The organism is Maribacter aurantiacus (genome assembly GCF_005780245.1).
Taxonomy (GTDB): domain Bacteria; phylum Bacteroidota; class Bacteroidia; order Flavobacteriales; family Flavobacteriaceae; genus Maribacter; species Maribacter flavus.
In genome coordinates this window covers 148,144-171,766 of sequence record NZ_VBUK01000006.1, presented here as the reverse complement: position 1 = coordinate 171,766, position 23,623 = coordinate 148,144, and the positions used below count along the sequence as shown (strand labels likewise).

Genomic DNA, 23,623 nt, shown 5'->3' with positions numbered 1-23,623 from the left:
CGACTATCAAATGTCAATAATTTAGCAAGAGTCCTTTCAAAAGAAAAATCGGGGGATTCATCCCTCGATTTTTAATTGTTTTATGAAATGAGGAACCTATTCCTTTATTATCTGGTGTACTTCATCGATTTCTTTACCTATAATTCTTAAAAAGTAGGTAGCCTGTTTTAGGTCGGATATATTGATTCTCGGCACATTACTGGACTTTTCAAATTGTTTAGCCATAATCAAATTGCCATAAAAATCATAGATTTCCGTTTTTAATGGGCCCTGCTCGGTAACAGACCGGATTCGTCCCCCATTTTCGTCACTTGATTTCTCATAATCATAGACTATGAACAATTCCGAACTTGATGGGTTCGGATATACTGCCATCATATATGAGCCACAATTTTGATAGATAGTTCTTGTGCCTTCCGATGTTCCACAATTAGTATTACAGGTTACTTTCAACAGCCCTCCTGAGCAACCCCAATTGAGATATACGGATGGCGAACCTGATGATAACAGAAGGGCACCATTCTTGTAATATTTGTAATTTCCCGTACCGTTGCTTACAGATACCGACAGGCCGCCCGAAGCATCCGCCATGTTTGGGGCGGTAACGGTGATTGCAGTGCCCACTAGAACAGTTTTCGATAAAACTGCAAACTCACAGTTAGCATCGGATCCCATTATTGTTGCTCTTATTGTAACGCTTCCAGTAAAATTATTTACCCTAGTAAAAGTTTTAGAACTACCTCCACCAGAAAAACTAAGTGCATTTGTGGGTATAACATTCCAGCTTACGGTAGTTCCTGCAGGGTTGGCCACAGTATAGGTTCCTGTTGTGCAAATACTATTTGAACCATTAATCGGCAACATAGCAGATTGAACTGCCTTTTGGGCATCCAACCTACCATGGCCATATGTGTTGTCAAAACCTGTAGGTCCCATAGGGTAAGCTGTAGTATGGAGTATATTCTTTAAATTCTGTTCGGTCAAATTAGGATTCAATGACAACATTAATGCTGCCACACCGGATACTTGAGGGCACGCCGCCGACGTACCCCCAAAAGTATTGGTATAATTTCCTCCATTATAACCAGGTGCACCTGGGCGATCAGTTGTACGTACATTACCTCCCCCTGAGGGAGCCACTAAGTTCATTTCTGGACCTCTACTACTATATCCTTGGATAGTACCCGTATTTGTAATTGCGCCTACAGTAATGACACCAGTCACTTTAGAGGGGAAAGCTACACCGTTAAACTGGATAGGTTCCCCTCCTCCAGGATGGTAATTCCCGGAGGAGAATACAACTACAGAACCATTACCATTTCGACCCAATGTACGAGCACGCCCGATTGCTTGTGCAATATTGTCATAATAAACTGTTGCTGATGGATACGACCAAGAATTACTTAGGACATCTGCATTTCCTTCATCCCATGCCCAATCTATGGCATCTGCAATATCAGCAGTAGATTCGTTTCCAACAAAAATGTTTATGGGCACAATGGTTGCACACGAATAAATCCCCGCCACACCCTCACTATTGTTTCTTGTAGCTCCTATTATTCCAGCACAGGCTTGGCCGTGTTCGGAGGGAGCTGTAGGTGTACCAAACCCATTTGCATTTCTTGGGGAAAATCCTTGTACAACCCTGCCATTTAAGTCGGGATGGTTTTCAACACCATCATCTATTACTGCTACCCTCACATCAAAAAGTCCTGTTCCTAATGCCCATGCCTGAGGGGCATTAATATCAATTCCTGCATTTCCACCAAACTGCCCGGTATTGTTTAAATAATATTGATCTGGGTACAAGGGGTCATTTTGAGATTTTATAAGTTCCATAATAAAATTAGGATGGCTATATTCTACAAGCCCACTCTCATAAATTTTATTTGATACAGATAATAGATTTTTATATTCATTTATAAAGACCCTAAAACTTCCATATTTTTCTTTTACAATTTCAAATTGTCCACCTACAAGTTTATTTATATCATTTAATGAAACACCCTTTTTAGGCATAAATAGAATTTCTCCAGTAGGAATTACCATATGGCCTGAATCATCGAAAAATGAATATGATAAATTGCCAGTTATAGAACTTAGACCTTCAATGCTTTTGAAGCTGGGTTTTAATCTTATTAAGAGAGTATTTTGATTTATTCTTTCAATAGTTTCCAAGTTCTGTAATCTCGAAAGACTATTCTCAATCTCAGATTCAATTTCAGCTCTTACTATTATAGAAGTCGTATCTACTTCAAGTGTTATTTTGTTATTCGCCCCCCAATAATAATTCTGACCCTTGACATTTAATGAATTTATTAGAAATAAAAAAAATGCCAATCTAAAAGTAAATCTAATTTTCATCTAGTAATAATTTAACGTTACTTATTTTATAAAACTGATTAGGAAAAAAATTGTCGGTACAAATGGTCAAACCATCTTTTGAGGGTTTCATATCAAATTGAATTCTTAGTCCTTCTTGCTTAAATTCCTCGGGCAATGTAGCTGTAATGATGAATTCTACCTCATTCAAGCCATCAACGTCTATAGTATAGGCAAGATTGTTTTCTTTGGTATTACAAGAAGTCTCCACAAGAACGGTTCCCATCTGATTTAAACGAAGGTTATCGTCGTCGTTACTGCAACCTTGTATGACAATTGTTGTTATAAGCATTATTATTAGATTCTTTTTCATGATTTAGTCGATTCGTTTATAAATGGATGTTGTGAAAATGGCGTTGACCTGCCAGTCCAGTCTAAGCCTGTTTCGGTTTTGGAACTCATACTTAAAGCTGTCAATAAAGGTTAATGTGTCCCTATCTATCACGTCTATATAACTGGACTCGTGCATTAAAAGGGAATTCTGAAACCAATACCTTTGAACAATAATTTCTTCGCCGGGATTTCCGATGCGCATGATGCTATCTGGCAAATATTCGATAAAACTGCCATTTCCATCATATTCGGGAGGGTTGGAGCCGTTTCCCAAATGGGTGATCTGCCATCTACCCAAAATTGCCTCTTGGGGATCTCCAATAGGAAGGTCTTCTTTATTACAGCCAATAAGAAGGAGTATGACTAAAATTGGACACCATACTTTCCAAATCATAATTTTTGGTTTAAGGTTGTTAATATGTTTTTTTGACTATTACCAATCACAATTTTCCATCATGAAAGGTTCTAAACCCTCAAAGATTTTGAAAAGGGAAAAATTGTCAAGATAATTTGAAAATGGAATGCGGGATGCTGAAGTTGGCTTTGTCCACCGATGGGCAAGATGCCAGATGTTGATTATATTGCCCGCATAAGATTAAGAATTAAGTATAGTAAATATAGGAAATTTCCCAATTCAAAATACATGTCGTAAAAAAAATAATCCCATTAAACTATTGAAAAACAATTGTTAAGGTCTTTAAATGAGAAACAACATTAATTCCTTCAATTTCACCTTTCGTTTTTATACTCGTCGATAGATTTTTTGACAACCTAAATTGAACACGTACGCCCTAACGGGCGTTTTTTTATGGATAGGGAGAAGAAGAACCGAAAATTGACCAAAGTGACCTAACGGCAATCCAAGGCAACCTACAAAGGTTTGAGGTTCAAGTAATACCTAGTGCCCTTAAGTTGTCCCGTTTTTATCACCATTCTTTTTTGCAACATATCCCCCAAATCCCTAGTTGCCGTGGAAGCCGAGGTCTTGGCTATTTTGGTATAATTGTCCGCACTCAAACCTCCTGTAAAACCCTCTGGCCCGGCCTCGAATAGTCGTTTTATGACTTTTTTCTGCCGTTCGTTCATTTCAGGGGCAAATCGGTCATAGAATTTGGCTTTTTCGATGATGAAGTCAATCGTTATCAACGTATCCTCCTGAGCCTGAATAACAGTCCGGGCAAAATAGCGCAGCCAATCGGTGACCTCAAGGTTTTTGTTGTTGGCTTCCAAGGCATCGTAATAGTCTTTTCTTTTGGCCTCGATCGTTTTGGAAAGCGAAATCAGAGCGGGCTGCCCTATACTAATTCCTAAAGATTTTTCTGCCAAGGCCCTTGCTATTCGGCCGTTGCCATCCTCAAAGGGATGGATGCAGACAAAATATAGATGTACCAGCCCGGAAAGTGCAAGGGGCAGGAGGTTCTTTTCTTGATGTATTTTGTTGAACCACGAAACGAATTTTTCCATTTCCTCTTGAACCCTTTCCGACGGAGGAGCTTCGAAATGTACCGTGGGCCTGTCCAACCTCCCTGATACGACCTGCATGGGTTCCGAATGGGTGCGGTATTTACCAATGTCGGTCAAATCACGTCTACCATTGGTAATCATTCTATGCCACTGAAAAAGCTGTTCATGGGTAAGGGGTGTGTCGTAATGGTGGTATAGGTCGACCATCATTTCGGAAATTCCATACTCGGCAGGAGGCACTTTGCGCTTGTCCGTGGAGAATCCCAAATTGTTTTTGATGGATGATTGAATACTATCCCTGTTTAAGTATTCTCCCTCGATTTCAGAAGTTTTCAGGGCCTCGCTGGACAGCACCTCGACCAGAAAGGTGTTTTTTTCTTCAACACGAACATGTTTCAGCGCACCCAAGACCGTTCCCGTATTTTGGGAAAATTGAAGTTCCAAAGTGGAAAGTGCGTCTTTATCATAGGAAAAATGGGGCCATTCTTCGCTTTGCCAATTCCAGATATTTCGAGCCATGAGCTATATTACAGTGGTTTATAGCTCAAAAATAGTAAATTTTTTGGGCTATATTTTGTTTTCTTTTAGCCTGAACATATAAACCAGTTCAAATTTCAAGTCGTTCCTGATATTCATCCATGATGTGGGTCGGGAGGTCTTTGATGTAGATTTGAGTAGTCTGTAAGTCGCTATGACCTAACATTTTACTTAATGCATTGATTGGTACATCACTTAATATGAGATTGGTCGCCATAGAATGGCGGCTTACATAACTGGTCAAGTTTTCCTCAATATCACAAAGCTTTGCAATTTCCTTTAACCGACGATTGTATTTGATACGGGCATCCCGAATGTCCCTGTGTTGGTTTTCAAGTTTTGTGCGTTTAATTACCGGAAAGATAAAATCATCATCCTTTTTATCAATAAGGTAAAAATCCAAAATAGGAGAAAGTTGCTCCGTAATTTTTATATCATACCGCTTACCAGTTTTTTGTCTACGATATTGAATTCGTTCATCGACAATATTACTTAACCTGAGAAAGGCCATATCTATAAATGAAATACCGTTCATAAGGTAGGAGCATATAAAGTAATTCCGAGCATGGAACAGGGGAGAGGCAGTTTCCAACTCCAACTCCAAAATCCGTTTTATTTTTTCCTTGGAAATAGCACGTTTGGCCGTGGGTTCTGATTTTATCCTATAACGGGTGAACGGGTATCTATCCTGTGCAACCAGCCCTTGGGTAATCGCTTTATTATAAATAGCCCTTACTGTTCTTAGATACATGGAAAGCCCATTGATACTATTTCCTTTTTTCAAATGCGCCGTTTCAAAGCGTTTTAGAAACTGATAGGTAATTTCCTCAAATCGAAGGCTTCCTGTTCCATTAAACGTCTTTAGGACGTTATATACCTGCTGATAAGCCCGGGCATTCCCAAATTTCTTGGCTTCCTTCATCTCGGCGATCAAGGTCGTCGTAAACTCAAAAAAGGAAATACTGTTCGATGGTCGGGATAACGTATTCTTCAATTCCAATATACTTAGACCTTCTAATCGGCCTTCTTCCTCCAAAGCATTGATACAATCTGTAAATTCCGTCTTCTTTTTGGTGAGCATATTGTTCAGTCGGGTAACCGAGCTTACACCTTGATAATTTCTTTTGACCTCCCTTTTCTTTTGGTCCCAATATTCGGGAGGTACAGAAATGCCAGATGGAATGGCTATGGTTTTGCGGTGATGGCTCAATCGAAATATAATGGGACAGGTACCATCTTTTCTTTTTCGCCGGGCATCAAGGGAAAGGGTTATATTTGTTTTCATAACCTCAAGATACTAAAATTTGCACTCAATTTGCACTCAAAATATGGTTTTATATGGTCGTTTATGATTTTATAAAATTTATAACTAATTGATATACAGAATAATTATAATTTTTTATAAACCATATCAAACCATAAAAAGGCCGCTTTGGGAGCAGGAGGTCGCAGGTTCGAATCCTGCCACCCCGACTTGATTATCAGAGGTTTACAAATTATTTTTTGTAAACCTCTTTTTATTTGTACTCTACAAAATACTTAATATATATTCAATTCGAAATTTGAAATTCAGTATTTGAGGTAGTACAATTTACCATTTTGATCTGCATACAAAAATCACATCTAAAAACTGAGGTTTTTTAGTATAGAACTAACAGGAATCTTTGGCCGCCAATCCGTAGCCGTAGTACCTTGTTTCTAACTTACATCAATAATTTAATCCCATCTAGGACGTATTCCCGGTGCAAATGGGAACTTTAAGGATTTAAAATATTCCAAGGATTTCGTGGGCCTTTCTACACCTGTGGGCAAAGGACGATTGGAAAAGGTCTGAAAGTAGAGGAGACAGGCATCTCGCCACCATTTTGCTTCCTTCAATTGGATTTCCAATAACATGGACACCTCTTTGTACTCATTTTCAGAAAGATAAGGTTTCATACGATCCCATGTTTTGATCATTTGTGTTACCTGGTCCACACCTTCCTGATATTTTAATGCGATGGCATCCCAAAGAATTTCACCATTTTCCAACTTATAATCCCAAGGTAGGTGATGAAACCACAACAGGTATTCCTGAGGTATGGTTTTTGGGTCATTATACTGCACGGCAATTTCGGATGCGTATTGCTCCGTGGCATTGCTTCCGCTTGGCGTTCTATCAAAACCAACTCCTAATGAATCGGCTTTATGATAATAAACAGGGTTCCAATCCGGTCTACCTAGATTGTCGACCCAAGGACCCGGTCCGTAATGGTGACCGGTATCGAATATGTGGTGCAGACCAAGCGGATTCATATAGTTAACTATCGCTTCCCTAGAATCTAGCATCATTTCCTTTATCGGATCCACAAATTCCTCTTCATTGGAATAGGTGGCCCTTAGCCATTCCTCTGCAATGGTGTTCGCGCTTAGGTAAGGGTCCCAGGCCAAACGTCCAAAACCATACCAATTGGCCTGTGCAAAAGGGTGGCCTGTCCAATTGATATCAGTACCAATGTTGGAGACTCCCGCCATACCTGTCAGTTTGTTCCCATATAGGCTTCCGTCTATGACTTTTGCTACAGTAGAACCTTCCCCTTTCTGAAAAGTATCGGCGTCCAAGACTTCTTCGAAAAGTTTGGGCAAATACACCAAATGAGTGCTGAACCCCAAGTATTCTTGGGTTATCTGAAACTCCATTATTAGCGGTGTCTTTTTCATGGCACCGAACATAGGATGAAAGGGCTCCCTTGGTTGAAAGTCTATAGGGCCATTTTTTACCTGCACCAAAACATTGTCCATAAAGTTACCGTCATACGGTAAAAACTCGTCATAGGCCTGCTTGGCACGATCCGTATCGTCATGTTCTGAATAGACAAAGGCACGCCAAATGACATTGCCCCCAAAGGGTTTTACGGCCTCTGCCATCATATTGGCACCGTCAACATGATTCCTACCATAATTTTGGGGTCCGGGCTGTCCTTCGGAATTGGCCTTAACCAAAAAACCACCAAAGTCTGGAACGATTGCATAAATTTCTTTGACCTTATCTTTCCACCATTGTTGTACTTGGGCATTTAAGGGATCCGCAGTTTCCAGTCCACCGATTTCCATAGGAGCGGAGAAACGTGCTGTCAAATATACTTTGATGCCATAGCTCCTAAAGATATCTGCCAAGGCCTTTACTTTTTCAAGATACATGGGAGTAAGAATCAAGGCGTTTGCATTAACATTGGTAAGTGCGGTAGCGTTTATTCCAACGGAGGCATTGGCCCTGGCATAGTCAATATAGCGTTGGTCTACATATTCAGGTAATTTTTGCCAGTTCCAAAGTGAGAATCCCGCATAGCCCCTTTCCACTGAACGATCCAGATTGTCCCAGTGGTTGAGCATTCGAATGTCCAATTTAGGATTGTCTACAACTTTTAAATCATCGAGGAGATGTTGGGACTGCATAAGATGTAGAAATCTGAATGTACCATAAAGAACCCCAAGATCCGTTTTGGCGGTGATTACTGTAACTTTTTTATTTGTTAATTTGACAGATTTCAAAACGAAACCATCGCCTTTTACATCCATCATTTCCTTGGATACGGCCGATTTAAGGTCTACCGGTAGATTCTGATAAACGTCCACGATCAGGGCGTTGCCCTTATCGATCGCACTCAAAAACTCGATGTCCGTACCAAGCATTTGAGGCAGGGCCAGCGCTAGTTCTTCTTTGGCATTAAGTAGCGAAGGCGTGCTCTCGCCAACAACTATTTTGGAGCTTATATCTTTGTAGGAAGCCGATAATTTGGAATCGGTAATTTGTTCATATTTCAGCCAGAGCTTATAATCATTTAATTGTTGACCGTTTGTTTCTAAGTTGTAAAAGCATAGGAATATTAGAAAAAACCTACATAGTTTCATTTGATGTATTTTAGAAGTATTCAATTTATGCCAAATTGCTAATTCTTTGCGGGTTAAACAAGTTAATTAATAGTATTCACACAATATATTTTGGAAAGACAAAATATGGTGATTAAAAAATGGTCCCACCCCCCGTACAACGGTACAATAATTCCCTTTTTTTATGAAGCTAACTAAAAGCTTTTCGTTGATTTTCCTATTCGGATTATATATCCTTTGGGAATTTTGGTAAAACGGAAAACAATGAGTAAGCTACTGATAAGGCTTATGAATTCACCTATGACCTTATTTATAAATCCAGTCCCTATTTGCTTCAAAATCCGCATAATCCTATGGATTGGAAACCTTGGATACCTGTAGTGGCCGTAGCAGAGGCTTTACCAATTTTGTAAGGACTAGGGCATCCTAAAATTATTTCGTCCACATTCACGAATTTCTTATAATCAAAGGTTTTTAACAGGGATTTCGTTACTGTCCTGGGCAACATGATGACAACCCGAAACATGCTACTTTTTAAGTCTCTAGATAACATCAATTGTTTTTTGAAGATAGGGATTTGTATACCTAGGCTACTTTTTGATTTTCGGAAAAGGTTACAGTAATCGTAGTTCCTCTATCCTCAACGCTATCCACATGTATATCACCATGGTTCCTTTTTATGAGTTCTGAGCTGAGTACCAGTCCAAGCCCACTTCCTTTTTCACCGTTGGTACCGTTCCTTCCTTTTGGTTTTTGTACCGAAAATAACTGTTTTCTGAATTCAGGGGTCATACCGATTCCTGTATCTGATATTATGATCTTAATTTCCTTGAAAGTATGGGTAACGGATAGTTTGACAATGCCATTCTTGGGAGTAAATTTTATGGCGTTATTTATCAAATTTCGAACTACAAACTCAATTTGGTTCTTATCTCCCATAAATTTTGGATTACCTATTACGGAAGTTTCAAGTGCTACCCCTTTGTTAGATGCTATCACCATAAAAATTTCCGTCACTTCATCAATTATTTCCTTAAAAGAAATTAGTTCCGTTCTGTCCTCCAGCACGTTCATTTGACATTTGGCCCAGATAATCAAATTATCCGTCATTTTTAGTGTATTATCAACAGATGAACTTAGTTGTTTTCCCATATTCAATATCTCCTCCTTGCTTAATAAATCTAGATGATCAACCAGAACAGTAATGAAGGATTTTAAAGAGGTCAAAGGGCTTCTAAGGTCATGTGCTACAATGCTGAAGAATTTATTTTTAGTGGCGTTTAGTTCCTGTAGTTCTTCTTTTTGCGTTTGAATGGTTTCATTTTGCTCCGTTAGTTCTTTGTTGATGCGTTTCAATTTTCTTAAAACAAGGAAGAATCCAATAAGAAATAAGAGAATTATGATTATACTAATGTTTCTATATACTATCGTTGAGGCCTGCGCGGCATTTTCCTTTTCCAAAGCTTGGGTGGTTCTGTTCAATGTATGTATAGAGGCCATACTTTGCGTCAACCTATTTCTATCCTCCAGTTGAATTCTTTTAATGGATTCAGAGAGTTCATTATGGGCATTGAAATAGTAGTTTACCTTTTCTAGGTTGCTCCGTTCCAAATAAAAAGCCTGTAAGTCTTTATATACCCTTAATAAGGGCTGGTTCAAATGAAATTTATTGCAATATGCCTCGGTGCTTTCCAAGTAAGAATATTGAAGACTTGAATCGCCTTCGTTTTTGGCAATTTGGGCTAGTTGAAGCATTGCCTCCACTGTCGCAACCTTTTGGGAGTTTTTACCTAGCTCCTCGGAAATCTTGAGTATACTTTTAAAATAATGTTTAGCGGAGTCGATTTGGTCATCGTTTACCTTTATAAGTCCCATAACTTTAAAGCAACTTGAAAGAACGGGTAGATTACGTATGGAATCGTTTATTTTAATGGCATACCGGGTTAAGTTTTCGGCCTCGGCCAAGTCTTTGTTGTTATAGTAGCTTTCTCCTAGATTATGGGCCGATACCCCTATTCTTTCGGTGATACCCAAATCCTTGAAAATCTCGAATGATTTTTTGTGGTAATTTATTTCTTGTAAGCGATTGTTAAGAATGCGATAGATATGTCCCATGGAAATATAACAGTTCGCCAATCCCTCCTTGTTGGAATTTTTCTCAAAAATATCGATGGCCTTATGAATATATTCAGTGCTCATAAAATAATTATCATTTATGGCATATATACTGGATAATATCCTGTAGCTGTAGGCTATACCTGTTTCATCCTTCAATTCTATAGATAACTGCAACGCCTTTTCGGCATATTTTAATGATTTTAAATTATCTACGTACGTCAATTCCCTACTAAGGGTATAAAGAATTTCAATTTTTTCCTTGGAAGTGAGCTCTGGTTGGGTCAGTAAATATTCAAGTTCCTTTACGGTTTGCGAGCGTACAATTGTTCCTATCAATAGAATTAATAGGAAAATGAATTTCCTGGACCGTATTCCAGTTAGAAAACCAAAAATGTTCATATTTCCGGGGGATTTGTAGGAAATTATTTATAACTGAACGGTTGCCCTCTTAAAATAGTATGTTCAACCGTTTAATATAAATCAATATTGTTTCGTTGCCCTAAAGAAACACATTTTTGAAAAGTTAATTTTTCGCATTTTGAGCTACAATACAGAAACAATGACTCTTTGATATCGTGTCAATGCTGGAAATCCCGTATCGGTCCCTTCAACAATAATATGAAATTGATTCTTTTTTTTGGCCGTTTTGGGTATTTGTACGGTAACGATAGCGTTCTCCACTTTAACCTCGGCATGACCGTCACCCGACTCGTCATAGCACCAGGCCTTCAGGTAAACAGGATGCCCGTCAATGTCATTTAAAGCAACGTGAATGTTGAAGATTTCACCCGCTTTAGCGGTTATGGAAAGCCCTTCTTTTATGATAACTTCAGGTGCGTGGTTGGCTTCCTCAAAGGTTTTGACGCACCAATCCGCACGAGCGGCAAAATCGAGTTGCATGGCTTTTATCCATCGGGTTTGGGGATAGCTTTTGTCCATCTTGCCCGTTTCGGGATTTAGGTCAGCCGCATGGTCCCCATCCTCATATCGGTACGGGTTATCCTTGGAAAGCACAAATCGACCGCTCCATCCACCTCTTGAAGGGTCTTCGTAGTTGTTCAATCCTACATCCAATAAATGTAAAAATGCGGGACTGTCGCCTTCCGATATAAAGTCATATTTGGAGAAACTCCCGCGTTCCGTGTTGGCAATTTTAGTGATATCGCCCTCAAAATGATTGGGGTCTCCTTCTTGTTTTTGTCCGTCCCCATAGGAATAATATTTTTTTAGAAGGGGACCATGGTCATTGATAATATTGGCGCCCATAAAACTTCCCTCTAAAAAAGGTTGCTGACTTTTGGGAACCACTTGTTTCCAAGGATAGGCAAAACACCAGAACTGATTCGCGTTGTAGAAAACCCTAATCTTCGGCCAATTGGGTCCTATATAGTTTTTGTAGGTGGCATCTTGGTCCATAATGGTATAAATAATGGCTTTTTTAGAGACTTTTTCCTTGATATCTTTCCAGTCCCGGGTGTCCTTGTAATCTTCCTCAATGGATTTTAAGGCCCTGGCAATGGTATTGGTACCTCCCCATGCTTGTAAAAACAGCTCTCTATCGTCATCATCAAGCAACTTTTCTCGTATCAATTTTGAACCTTCTGTACGTTGGGCCATTTCCCCTTCAAAATCGATATTGCCCACGCGTACCAAGTCCAATAATTCTTGCGGGGAAGGATAATTGCTATCATGGCCTATGAGGTTTGGGTAGACCTTGGCATATTCCGCCAAAAGCTCTTGTATCCAATTGGTTCCCGGCCATCGTAGGTCCGTAAGGTCCTTGCCATAGATTTTTTTGGTCATTTCCATTTCGGACGTGAATGTAGTACCCTTACCATCACCCTTCCAATGCCACATGGAGCTGGAATAGACCAAACCCTGGGTTTCAAATTCATTGGAGTAGAGGAGGTACCTGATGAAGGTATCTACATCGTCAATTTCACCATCGGTGGTCACAATGGTTCTTTTCATGGTTTCCTGGGCCCAAGCCATAGTGATAAAGGCCAAACCTAGAGAAAGTAATAGGATATTTTTCACACGTTTAGTATTGGATTAATTGCTTGATTTTAAACATTTCTTTTTATAGAGGTATTTAACATAGCATAACAAATCCCTCGATTAGGGTTTCATGCGGTAATGTATTGTCATTCAGTATGTTTTATGGAAGCGTAAACTCCGACTTTGAAAAGATATGAAAATTCAAATTTTGGAAAAGACATATTATAGGTATTTTCAGAGGCATCCAGTTAGTTTATTCGGTCCATTTACAGCGACGAATCATTATCGTATCTTAGTCTAAAATTCCGATTATGGCAACTTCCAACAAATTATTGAAGGCATTTGAGCTCTTTGACCTTGCAAACTCAAAGGATCCAAACAAGGAGCTTTTCATGGGAAGGGAATATCCCAAAGAAGTGCTGTATGCCATTAGGATGACCGAAAAACTCAACGAATTTGCCCCTGATGCCTCAGAAGTTTTGCGCTTAACGGTAAGGGCTCAACACATTTGTAGGTGGGAAATTCCTAGGGAATCCTATGAAATAAATCGGACAGGTTATTTGAAGTGGCGACAGTACCTTAAAAAGTTTCATGCCGAAAAAGCCTCTGAAATATTGGAAAAAGTTGGATATGATTCGGAAACAATAGGCAAGGTGAAATTTCTGTTGGAAAAAAAACAACTGAAACGAAACGCAGAAACCCAAACCTTGGAAGATGTCATTTGTTTGGTCTTTTTGGAATTTTACTTTGAGCCCTTTGCCAGGGAGCATCCAGAGGAAAAGGTGGTGGATATTTTACAAAAGACCTGGCGGAAAATGTCGAAAAAGGGACAGGAGGCCGCATTGAAACTCCCTTTGTCACAAACATCCAAGGAGTTCGTGGAAAAGGCCTTGTCATAAATGAGAATAAATGTGAGCATATGGAGCGAAATGAACTATATCCTATTTTTTTAAAGGTTTCCAACCTAAAAATATTGATCGTGGGCGGAGGCAATGTGGCCTTGGAGAAATTGACCTTTTTGCTAAAATCGAGCCCCAATGCGCAGGTGGAAATGGTTTCCCCCATGTTTCGGGAGGAGACCGTGCAATTGGCCCAAACTGCGCAAGTGGTGATGCATAAGGAATACTATGACCCAAGTTATTTGGAAGGCAAGCATATGGTCGTTGCCACGACGGATAATGTTGCCGTGAACGAGCAAGTGTACCATGATTGTAGGGAACGAAGTATTTTGGTGAACGTGGCGGACAACCCTCCATTTTGTGACTTTTACATGGGAGGTATCGTCACCAAGGGGAACGTAAAAGTGGCGATTTCCACGAATGGAAAATCCCCCACGACCGCCAAAAGACTTCGGCAGTTTTTTGAGGACGTCATCCCTGAGAATATTGATGATTTGGTAAAAAACCTCAATGAATTCAGAAAGACCATCAAGGGCGATTTTGAGGAGAAAGTGGAAACCTTAAACGAATTCACCAAAGGTTTGGTTGAAAAGAAGAATAAATGAACTTATGAAAATTAGAATCCAAGGGAATACGGTGCGCTATCGACTCACAAAAAGTGAAGTGGAAACGTTGGCGCAAACGGGATATTACAAAGAGGAGACCCTCTTTGGGGAAAGGACCTTTGTGTACGCGATTAAGGCAGATCAGGCCATACAAGAATTGCATGCCGACTATGTAAACGACACCATCACCATGTACCTGAACAAGGACAAAAGCTCAGCATGGCCTAAAAACGAAATAGTGGGTTTCAGCTCGGAAATAAAAACTTCAAAGGGCAACACCTTGTCGCTTTTATTGGAAAAGGATTTTGTGTGTATGGATAATACCGATGAAGACCAATCTGACAATTATCCAAACCCGAAATTGTCAAAATAGGGCTTGATTGACTATTTTTACCTCCTCTGGACCGTCAAGCAGATGGTCAATTCAATTACGTTATGAGCGAACAGACCTGGGTGACCGATAACATTCCCTATTTGGAGGTACCAACAATTTCCATTGATATAGAGAGACGGGTCGGGGAAAAGGGCGTTAATTATCTGAAATCCAAAATTCCTCTGGGGCAACACCCGGTAAAGGTCACCGAACGTTTACAATTTTGGGCACATACAACACCTAAAGCCATTTTCTTGGCCCAGCGTGAGGATGGCGGAGACTGGAGAACGCTGACCTATGTGCAAGCTTGGCAGAAAATTCAGGGAATCGGGCAGTATCTATTGGATACCGTGACCTCAAAAGACAGGCCCATTGCCTTGCTTTCCGGCAATAGTATTGAACATGGACTATTGGCACTGGCCGCCATGCATATCGGGATACCTTATGCGCCCATTAGTCCCGCGTACTCCTTGAAATCGGATAGTTTTGAAAAACTGAAGCATTGTTTGGATGTTTTGGACCCCGAATTGATTTTTGTTCAGGATGGAAATGCCTATAAAAAGGCGTTGGATGGCGTAGCCAGCAACACCCGTAATACCCGATTGGTTTTTGTTGAAAATGGGATGCCGGAGTCGGACCGTTTCGAGGATCTCTTAAAAACCAAATCGACACCCAAGGTAGCGGAGGCCTACGATAAAATAGGCAGGGAAACCTTGGCAAAGGTATTGTTCACCAGTGGTTCCACAGGGCTGCCCAAGGGTGTCATGAATACCCACGGTAACCTTACGGCGAATTGGCAGCAGATTACCCAGACCTTTCCCTTTGTGCAGAACGGTGCCTTGCAGTTGATGGATTGGTTGCCTTGGAACCATACCTTTGGTAGCAACCATAATTTTGGGTTGGTCATGTACAATGGAGGTTCCCTGTACATCGATGAGGGTAGCCCAACCCCAACGGGAATGCTGCAATCCATTAAAAATCTAAAGGGTTTTGCCCCAACGGTTTATTTTAACGTACCTAAAGGGTTTGAGGAGCTTTTGCCCTTTTTAAATACCGATGAAGATTTGCGGCAGACGTTCTTTTCCAGACTGAAGATGCTTTTTTATGCCGGAGCCAGTATTTCACAAAAAGTGTGGGACGAACTTGACAGACTTTCCATACAGACTACAGGCAAACGGATATTGATTTCATCCGGTTTTGGGATGACGGAATCTAGCCCGTCTGCCATGTTTTGTACCGCCTATGACAGCAAGGCCGGATTTTTGGGGGTGCCGGTTCCAGGTTTGGAAATGAAACTGGTACCCATGGGGGATAGGTGGGAGGCAAGGTTCAAGGGACCCAATATCACGCCGGGCTACTGGAAAAATGAGGTAGCCACCGCCAATGCTTTTGACCGGGAAGGATTTTATAAAACCTCGGAAGCTTTAAAATTCATTGATGAGGGCGACCCCAATGTAGGCATGCGCTACGATGGTAGGATAGCCGAAGATTTTAAATTAAGTACGGGAACCTGGGTCAATGTGGGAAATCTCCGAGATAACATTATAGCCCAAGGCAAAGGTTTGGTAAAGGATGTTGTCATCACGGGGCATGACCGAGATTTTGTAGGGGCCGTTTTATTCCTGAATCTGGGATATTGTGCGGATTTTTTGGGTGGCGAACGTCAAACGACCGACTCCAATGCAGCGCATTCCCTCCCCATACGGGACCGTGTACAGGAAATGCTGGATACCCTTGCCCAAAACAGTACAGGCAGTTCCACAAAAGTAAAGCGTGCCCTCATTGCCGATTTTGAACTTTCACCTGAAAGGGGAGAAGTAACGGAAAAAGGATCCATAAATCAGTATGCTTTTTTAAAGCACAGGAGTTCCTTGGTGGCCAAACTATATGGGCACAACTTGGAACCCGGTATTTTGGAAACGAACTACTAGCGGATCAAGAATGTACCGTAGGTCCTTTGTTGCTCCTTATGTTTTTTGGCATGTAAGTTCGAATGATTTTCGATAGAAAATTGTATCGAGAACCGCATGCTAAAATGACAAATTTTACTTGTAACAACCAATAACCAATAACCTGCATCTATCCTTCCGAAATTGCCCCGGTGCTACACCCGACTGGTTTTTGCAGGAAGGAAACAGTATCAATCTTACTTTGGTTTTCTTAACTTTAGCATCCATGTATAAAACTAGATCAATAGAAACGAAGCTAAACGGGGTACACCCTTAAGTGCTACACCTAACTTTATTACTATGAAAACATTTTTGTGCTTAATTTTTCTTTGTTTACTTGTTTGCACACCATCGCTCGCCCAAAACCATCAAAAAAACAGGGTCATTATCCTAACGGATATTGAAGCGGATCCAGATGATACGCAGTCCTTGGTGCGTTTGCTGCTCTATGCCAATCAAATAGATATCAAGGGACTGGTGGCTACTACCTCCTGCTGGATGCAAAACAAAATAAATCCGGAGTCCATTGCCAGGGTCATCCGCGGCTATGGCAAAGTACAACCCAACCTTTTAAAACATGAATCCGGCTATCCGGAATCGGAAACCTTGTTATCGCTGATCAAAAACGGACTTCCGGTCTACGGGATGGACGGTGTAGGCGACGGTAAAGATTCCGAGGGTTCAGATTGGATCATTAAGGTTTTGGAAGAAAAGGATGATCGCCCCTTGTGGATTTCGGTTTGGGGCGGGGTAAATACCTTGGCGCAATCCCTCCATAAAATAAAACAAACGAAAAGTAAGAGCGAAGCGAAGCGGATGATCTCAAAACTGCGGGTATATACCATTTCCGATCAGGATGACAGCGGACTTTGGATACGCAATACGTTTCCGGAGCTGTTTTATATCGTTTCCCCGGGAGATCACTATGCCTCGGCGACTTGGACGGGAATTAATACGTATGTCAACGGAATCGATAACAGTACCATTAGCAATACGTGGATTGCCGAAAATATTCAGCAGGTCCATGGGCCTTTAGGTGCGGAATATCCCGATGTGGCTTGGGGCATGGAAGGCGATACCCCGGCTTTTTTGTCCCTGATACCCAATGGGCTCAATGCACCCGAACATCCGGAATGGGGCGCATGGGGCGGCCGATATGCCCTCTACAAACCGGAATTTGACAAGACCAAAAAAGGAACTTCGGTGGTAACCATTGCTCCCGAGACCCGAGCAATTTGGACGAATGTTGATGATACGTACACGCCTTATGTGTCCCAAGAATATGGGCGGACAGTAAAAAGGGATACCCTAACCTTCAAGAACAATAAGGCCACCTTATGGCGGTGGCGGGATGATTTTCAAAATGATTTTGCCGCCCGTATGGACTGGTGTCTCATGACGTATGAGGAGGCGAACCATCCGCCGGTGCCCGGTCTGACCCATCCGGAGGAATTTACCGTAAAATCGGGCGAAGCTTTCAGTCTGGATGCTTTTAAATCCACCGACCCAGATGGGGACAACCTAAGTTATTTATGGTTTCACTATCCAGAGGAAAGCACGTATCAAAAGGAAATCTATATGGGGGCGGAGAACGTTCATATCGTGAACCTTACGGCACCTGAAGTGGATAAAAAGGAAACCCTTCATTTTATTTTGAAGCTCTCCGATAAAGGCAGCCCTTCCTTAACAAGGTACAAACGGGTTATCGTTACCGTTGTGCCTAAATAGAGGGATCTAGTTAATGGAGTAGAAGCTGAGCCATACGTTTTTTTGGGACACTTTTACGGTATAGGGCATTTACAATTTTGCATACCTAGTGATGTGTTACGTCTTACCAATGAAACATACAACTAATAATGTCTCTTTTTTTTGAACATTTGGGACACAAATTTAGTTGTAACGCATACATAAGACGCGAGACGAAAATCGAAAAGTACGTAATCAACAATCAAACGCAGGAAATAACAAAAAATCCTATTGGTCAAACCAATCTACGGTGGATTTGTTTCTATTGACCAAAAAAATACAGAAGGATTATTTTTGTTTTTTAAAATTTGTAATACATCAATTTGTAAAAATTTAGAGGTTGGGCGCGCATTTATACAGGTCCTATTTGCCACTATTTTAGGGGTATAGGTTTTTATATCTTTTGAAGGCCTTTAGATCGATTATAATTGTAACCCTAAGACGTACTAAATTGAGTGCTGCCGGGTATTCAAGGTAATTTGTAACTTTATTTGTTTGTTTTTAAATAACTGAAAAACAGTTATTTAAAAATTATATTTTTGCTTTTTTACTCAGTTCGGGTTTTTAATTGTTGATAAAACTGTTGAAAAACTAAAACGTCCCACCTACCATTTAAGGGTTAAAAATTTGACCTTTATACCTCTCGAAAATAGTTTCATTTTAACCTTTTATTAACATGGAGATAACTGAAGTCATCAAAAGGGACTTTACCACTAAACCCTTTCAATTAGAGAAGATAACGAATGCAATTTTGAAGGCAATGACCGCAGTGGAACTTGGTGGTCCCGGTGATGCCGAAAAAATTTCAGAAACCGTTTACTCGGCGCTGCTGGAGAGAAAAAGGGCAGATGACGCTTACAAACCTACCGTAGAGGAAGTCCAGGACTTTGTGGAGAAGAAATTAATGGAAGGTGGCTTTTTTGAAGTGGCCAAGGCCTACATCCTTTATAGAAACGAACAGGCCCAAAAAAGAAAGTCGAACATTTTCGAGAAACGCATCAACCTAAAACCCTATGAATATCCTGCCTTGTACGAGTATGTACCGGCAATAAGACATTCGTACTGGATTCATACCGAGTTTAATTTTACCAGTGATATACAGGATTTTAAGACCCGTCTTAATGACACCGAGCGTAGTGCCATCAAGAATACCATGTTGGCCATTTCACAAATTGAGGTAGCCGTAAAAAGTTTTTGGGGCGATATCTATCACAAAATGCCCAAGCCTGAAATAGGTTCCGTAGGCGCCACTTTTGCCGAAAGTGAAGTGAGGCACCACGATGCTTACTCCCATCTACTGGAAATCCTGGGCTTGAACCAAGAATTCAAAACCTTGAAGAAGAAGCCCGTTATTATGAAGCGTGTCCATTATTTGGAGACCGCCCTCAAGAATGCAAAGAGCGAGGACAATAAAGAGTATGCGGAATCCATCCTTTTATTCTCCCTGTTCATTGAACACGTTTCCCTGTTCTCCCAGTTCTTGATCATCATGGCCTTCAACAAATACAAGAACATGTTGAAGGGTATCTCCAATGTGGTGGAGGCCACTTCCAAAGAGGAGCAGATTCACGGGGATTTTGGTATCGACATTATCAATATCATAAAGGATGAAAATCCGGATTGGTTTGATGTGGAATACCACGCCATGGTTCAGGATATGTGTAAGGATGCCTTCGAAGCTGAAAGTGATATCATCGATTGGATTTTTGAGGCAGGAGAAATCGACTTTTTGCCTAAAGTTTTGGTAAAAGAGTTCATTAAAAAGCGATTCAACGATTCCCTGGACAGCATAGGAATCGACAAAATATTTGAGGTAGACGAAAATTTATTGGCGCAGACCGAGTGGTTTGACGATGAGATTATCGGTACCAAACACGGAGACTTTTTCGTGAAAAGATCTATCAACTATAGCAAAAGAACACAAAGTATAACCAGCGACGACTTATTTTAACATGAACGAGACAAAACCAAACCTACAAAACGAAGTAGTACAAGAAGGAAAAGTATTAAAAGGTTCAGACCAACTGGTGCAAGCCAGAAAGGAGGCATTGAGGAACTTGTCCGAAGAGAAGGGCCAAGGAAAGGGATTTGCCTGGTTGAACGAACATAGCCGAAATTTTTTGGCATCGGGCTACCTTACAAAAGGAGTTACCCCAGAGGAACGAATCCGTGAAATTGCCGATAGGGCAGAGGCTATTCTGAAGATTCCAGGATTTTCCGATAAGTTCTATGGCTACATGAGCGAAGGCTTTTTCTCGTTGGCCTCACCTGTATGGTCTAACTTTGGTAAACAGAGGGGATTGCCTATCAGTTGTTTTGGGTCGCACATCGATGATGATATGGGTAATATCCTGTATACCCAATCAGAAGTGGGCATGATGTCCAAATTAGGTGGAGGAACATCTGGCTATTTCGGAAAAATCAGACATCGCGGGGCAGAGGTTAAGAACAACGGTCAGGCTTCCGGTGCCGTGCATATCATGCAATTGTTTGAATCCATGGTGGATGTCGTTAGTCAGGGTTCCGTACGTCGCGGTCGTTTTTCACCCTATTTACCTGTGGAGCATCCGGATATTAAGGAGTTCTTGGAAATCGGAACGGAAGGAAATCCCATTCAGGAGCTGACCCACGGGGTAACCGTTACCAACCAATGGATGCAGGAAATGGTGGATGGCGATACCGATAAAAGGGCTATATGGGCGAAGGTTTTACAGCGAAGGGGAGAAATGGGCTACCCATATATCTTCTTCAAGGACAATGCGAACAACGGTGCTGCGGATGTATTCAAGGATAAGAACCTGCCTATCTACGCCAGTAACCTGTGTACCGAAATCATGTTGCCTTCCAATGACAATTGGTCTTTCGTATGTGTATTGTCCTCCGTAAACCTTTTGCACTACGATAAATGGAAAAATACCGATGCCGTGGAAACTATGGTGTACTTCCTGGATGCCGTGATTACCGAATTCTGTGAAAAATTGGAGGCCTACCGTGATTCAGATAGCCGTGAGGACCGCCAGACCTTCCTATTTATGGAGCGTGCCTATAATTTTGCGAAGGACAACCGCGCTTTGGGCCTAGGTGTTTTAGGATGGCATTCCTTCCTACAATCCAAAATGTTGGCCTTTGACAGTCAGGAAGCCTATAACTTGAACAGTGAAATTTTCAAGACAATTAAGGACAAGTCCTATAAAGCATCCGAGGAGTTGGCGGAGAAATTTGGTGAGCCAGCCGTTCTAAAAGGTTATGGAAGACGTAACGCCACCTTGAACGCCATTGCGCCAACAACCTCCTCCGCATTCATTTTGGGCCAGGTTTCACAAGGTATTGAGCCAATTTGGTCCAACACCTATGTAAAGGACATCGCCAAGGTAAAGACCACCATACGAAACCCATATTTGGAAGCGCTATTGGAAGAAAAGGGAAAAAATACCACCGAAGTTTGGAGAAGCATCCGGGATTTTGACGGTTCCGTGCAACACCTGGATTTCTTGACCCAAGAGGAGAAAGACGTGTTCAAGACGTATTCCGAAATCGACCAAATGGATATCATCTATCAAGCTGCCAACAGGCAGAACCATATTGACCAAGGACAGTCCGTGAATATCATCGTCCACCCGGAAATGCCCGTGAAGGAAATCAACAAAATCCATGTAACCGCTTGGAAACTGGGCTTGAAGTCATTGTACTATCAACATAGTATGAACGCGGCACAGAAGTTCAAGCAGAAGAAAGATTGTGCTAGTTGTGAAGCATAGTCCATGAGTTATAAATTAAGAAAGGCCCGCGGGAAAGCGGGCCTTTTTGTTTTCTGAAGTTAAATATCGATATCAATTCGTCAAAAACTCAAATTCGGATTTATACCTGTCCTGCATGCCCAAATCATTGGTATCAAAAACCATTATATTTCCGATATTCAAATCATAAGGTTCCCAGTTTGGTAAGTTTTCCCCATTTGGATTCCCGGTTTTGGCAAAATTGACCCAATAACCGGACATTTGATTTTCCAAGGTACGCTCCGCAGGCTTCCAGTCCCGTTGCCACTGATCTAAGGTATGAAGGGCAAAAGGCACTTCTGAGGTATGGAAGGCCCCATAATTGGGAAAACCAGGTTTGTCCGTGGGAACATGGGTAAACTCATACAACCATACGTCCTTGTCCATGTATTTGGCCAACAGGTAACTAGGTATACCCGCGAAATTCAAAAGGTTCAATTTCTTTTGGGATTCGGCGGCCTCTTCATTGGTGTTGGCGGGAAAATATTCCAGAAATTCACCCGTTCTATCCCCATAATTCTTAAAAACCTGTTCTTTGAAGGAATCCGAGGTAATATCGTTTACGGGAAAGAGGGCCGCATCACCGGGCAACCAACCCGATAGTACGGAAACCTGATTCTGTTTCCCATCCTTGAAGGACTGTAGCAAATCGGTCGGCAGGAAGTAGTCGTCCAAAACCACCCCAAATCTGCCAGCCTCCCGCTGCGAACTCATTTTTTGAAGCTCGTCCGCAGGTATTTTTCGTAAATCTGATATGGAGTTAGCTCCGGCCAGTTTTTGGAAAGTCAATCCTTGTTGCTCGGCAGTAGGTAGATCTTGCATCAACCGACCGCTTAAAATCCCTCCGCTTTGGGTGATGGCCTTATGAAAATATCCCGATGCCAAAGGAGAGGCAATCTGGGCATTCACGCTAAAGGATCCGGCAGATTGCCCTGCAATGGTCACATTTTCAGGATCCCCACCAAAGGCTTGAATATTATTTTTCACCCATTTCAGGGCTTGGAGTTGGTCCATGAAACCGTAATTTCCAGAGGCATTATTACCGGATTCCGCACTCAATTCTGGGTGCGCCATAAACCCTAAGACCCCAACTCGATAATTGATACTGACATAGACAACGCCCTGTTCCGCCATCTGGGCACCGTCATAAATATCGCAGTTGGCCGACCCTGAACTTAATCCACCCCCATAGATCCAGACAAAAACGGGCAGTTTTTCGGTTTCGGATTTTGCGGGCGTCCAAATGTTCAGGTACAGGCAATCCTCGCTCAAGGGCTCAGGTTTGGCAATAAATTCTTCGGTCCAACATAGAAAAGGTTCCGGTTTGTTCTGTATGGGACTGGGCCCGAATTCGGTACATTCCTTTACGCCCTCCCACGGAGTTACAGCTTGTGGCGACTTCCATCGCAAATCTCCTACTGGGGGCTGGGCGAAGGGGATTCCCTTAAAAATTTGGATATCGTTACTGGTGTAGCCTTTTATCATTCCATCTTTCGTCTGTATGGTTTGTGCTTGTACTCCATACGTAATCAAGACGAGTAGTACACCAAAAGTCTTTAGTTTCATCCTTATC

Annotated in this window: 17 protein-coding genes; 7 read left to right on the top strand and 10 right to left on the bottom strand. The window is 41.5% G+C overall.

Annotated elements, in window-relative coordinates; genetic code table 11:
• Positions 1-96 precede the first annotated feature (96 nt).
• The 9 genes from FEK29_RS11680 to FEK29_RS11640 form a co-directional block, all read right to left on the bottom strand.
• The gene (locus FEK29_RS11680; RefSeq protein ID WP_138258614.1) at positions 97-2,364 is read right to left on the bottom strand and encodes a S8 family serine peptidase; all 2,268 of its coding nucleotides are present in this window, start codon (positions 2,362-2,364) and stop codon (positions 97-99) included.
• A complete protein-coding gene (locus FEK29_RS11675; protein ID WP_138258613.1) occupies positions 2,354-2,695 on the bottom strand; it encodes a hypothetical protein in 342 nt (113 codons plus the stop codon). Before FEK29_RS11675 ends, FEK29_RS11680 begins: the two co-directional genes overlap by 11 nt.
• Before the next feature lie 3 nt (positions 2,696-2,698).
• A complete protein-coding gene (locus FEK29_RS11670; protein WP_138258612.1) occupies positions 2,699-3,109 on the bottom strand; it encodes a hypothetical protein in 411 nt (136 codons plus the stop codon).
• A 476-nt stretch (positions 3,110-3,585) separates the two neighbouring features.
• Positions 3,586-4,698 carry a Fic family protein gene (locus tag FEK29_RS11665; protein ID WP_138258611.1) on the bottom strand — a complete coding sequence of 371 codons (1,113 nt, stop codon included), beginning with the start codon at positions 4,696-4,698 and terminating at the stop codon, positions 3,586-3,588.
• Positions 4,699-4,786: 88 nt separating this feature from the next.
• A complete protein-coding gene (locus tag FEK29_RS11660; RefSeq protein WP_138258610.1) occupies positions 4,787-6,001 on the bottom strand; it encodes a site-specific integrase in 1,215 nt (404 codons plus the stop codon).
• A gap of 431 nt (positions 6,002-6,432) precedes the next feature.
• Positions 6,433-8,607 carry an alpha-glucuronidase family glycosyl hydrolase gene (locus FEK29_RS11655; RefSeq protein WP_138258609.1) on the bottom strand — a complete coding sequence of 725 codons (2,175 nt, stop codon included), beginning with the start codon at positions 8,605-8,607 and terminating at the stop codon, positions 6,433-6,435.
• Positions 8,608-8,920: 313 nt separating this feature from the next.
• Complete coding sequence (locus FEK29_RS17960; protein ID WP_154918731.1) at positions 8,921-9,139, bottom strand: hypothetical protein; 219 nt, start codon at positions 9,137-9,139, stop codon at positions 8,921-8,923.
• 32 nt (positions 9,140-9,171) lie between these two features.
• Entirely contained in the window at positions 9,172-11,103 is a 1,932-nt protein-coding gene (locus FEK29_RS11645; protein WP_138258608.1) for a tetratricopeptide repeat-containing sensor histidine kinase, read from the bottom strand.
• A 144-nt stretch (positions 11,104-11,247) separates the two neighbouring features.
• Positions 11,248-12,741, bottom strand: coding sequence for a DUF1593 domain-containing protein (locus FEK29_RS11640; protein ID WP_240042739.1), 1,494 nt, complete (start codon positions 12,739-12,741; stop codon positions 11,248-11,250).
• A 272-nt stretch (positions 12,742-13,013) separates the two neighbouring features.
• On the opposite strand from FEK29_RS11640, the gene FEK29_RS11635 reads away from it, so the two are divergent.
• The 7 genes from FEK29_RS11635 to FEK29_RS11605 all read left to right on the top strand — a co-directional run bounded on the left by FEK29_RS11635 (position 13,014) and on the right by FEK29_RS11605 (position 22,032).
• Positions 13,014-13,601: a DUF4202 domain-containing protein gene (locus FEK29_RS11635; protein WP_138258607.1), complete on the top strand. Its 588-nt coding sequence runs from the start codon at positions 13,014-13,016 to the stop codon at positions 13,599-13,601.
• A gap of 20 nt (positions 13,602-13,621) precedes the next feature.
• Positions 13,622-14,206, top strand: a complete 585-nt coding sequence (locus tag FEK29_RS11630; protein WP_138258606.1) for a precorrin-2 dehydrogenase/sirohydrochlorin ferrochelatase family protein — start codon at positions 13,622-13,624, stop codon at positions 14,204-14,206.
• Between the two features lie 4 nt (positions 14,207-14,210).
• On the top strand, positions 14,211-14,579 hold the full coding sequence (locus FEK29_RS11625) for a DUF7009 family protein (protein ID WP_138258605.1): 369 nt from the start codon (positions 14,211-14,213) through the stop codon (positions 14,577-14,579).
• Positions 14,580-14,641: 62 nt separating this feature from the next.
• On the top strand, positions 14,642-16,510 hold the full coding sequence (locus FEK29_RS11620) for a feruloyl-CoA synthase (RefSeq protein WP_138258604.1): 1,869 nt from the start codon (positions 14,642-14,644) through the stop codon (positions 16,508-16,510).
• Between the two features lie 318 nt (positions 16,511-16,828).
• Complete coding sequence (locus FEK29_RS11615; RefSeq protein WP_138258603.1) at positions 16,829-18,256, top strand: DUF1593 domain-containing protein; 1,428 nt, start codon at positions 16,829-16,831, stop codon at positions 18,254-18,256.
• Between the two features lie 694 nt (positions 18,257-18,950).
• The gene (locus tag FEK29_RS11610) at positions 18,951-20,225 is read left to right on the top strand and encodes a ribonucleotide-diphosphate reductase subunit beta (protein WP_138258602.1); all 1,275 of its coding nucleotides are present in this window, start codon (positions 18,951-18,953) and stop codon (positions 20,223-20,225) included.
• Between the two features lies 1 nt (position 20,226).
• A complete protein-coding gene (locus FEK29_RS11605) occupies positions 20,227-22,032 on the top strand; it encodes a ribonucleoside-diphosphate reductase subunit alpha (RefSeq protein WP_138258601.1) in 1,806 nt (601 codons plus the stop codon).
• A 72-nt stretch (positions 22,033-22,104) separates the two neighbouring features.
• On the opposite strand, the gene FEK29_RS11600 is transcribed toward FEK29_RS11605, so the two are convergent.
• Positions 22,105-23,616 carry a carboxylesterase/lipase family protein gene (locus FEK29_RS11600; RefSeq protein WP_138258600.1) on the bottom strand — a complete coding sequence of 504 codons (1,512 nt, stop codon included), beginning with the start codon at positions 23,614-23,616 and terminating at the stop codon, positions 22,105-22,107.
• Between the last annotated feature and the right edge of the window lie 7 nt (positions 23,617-23,623).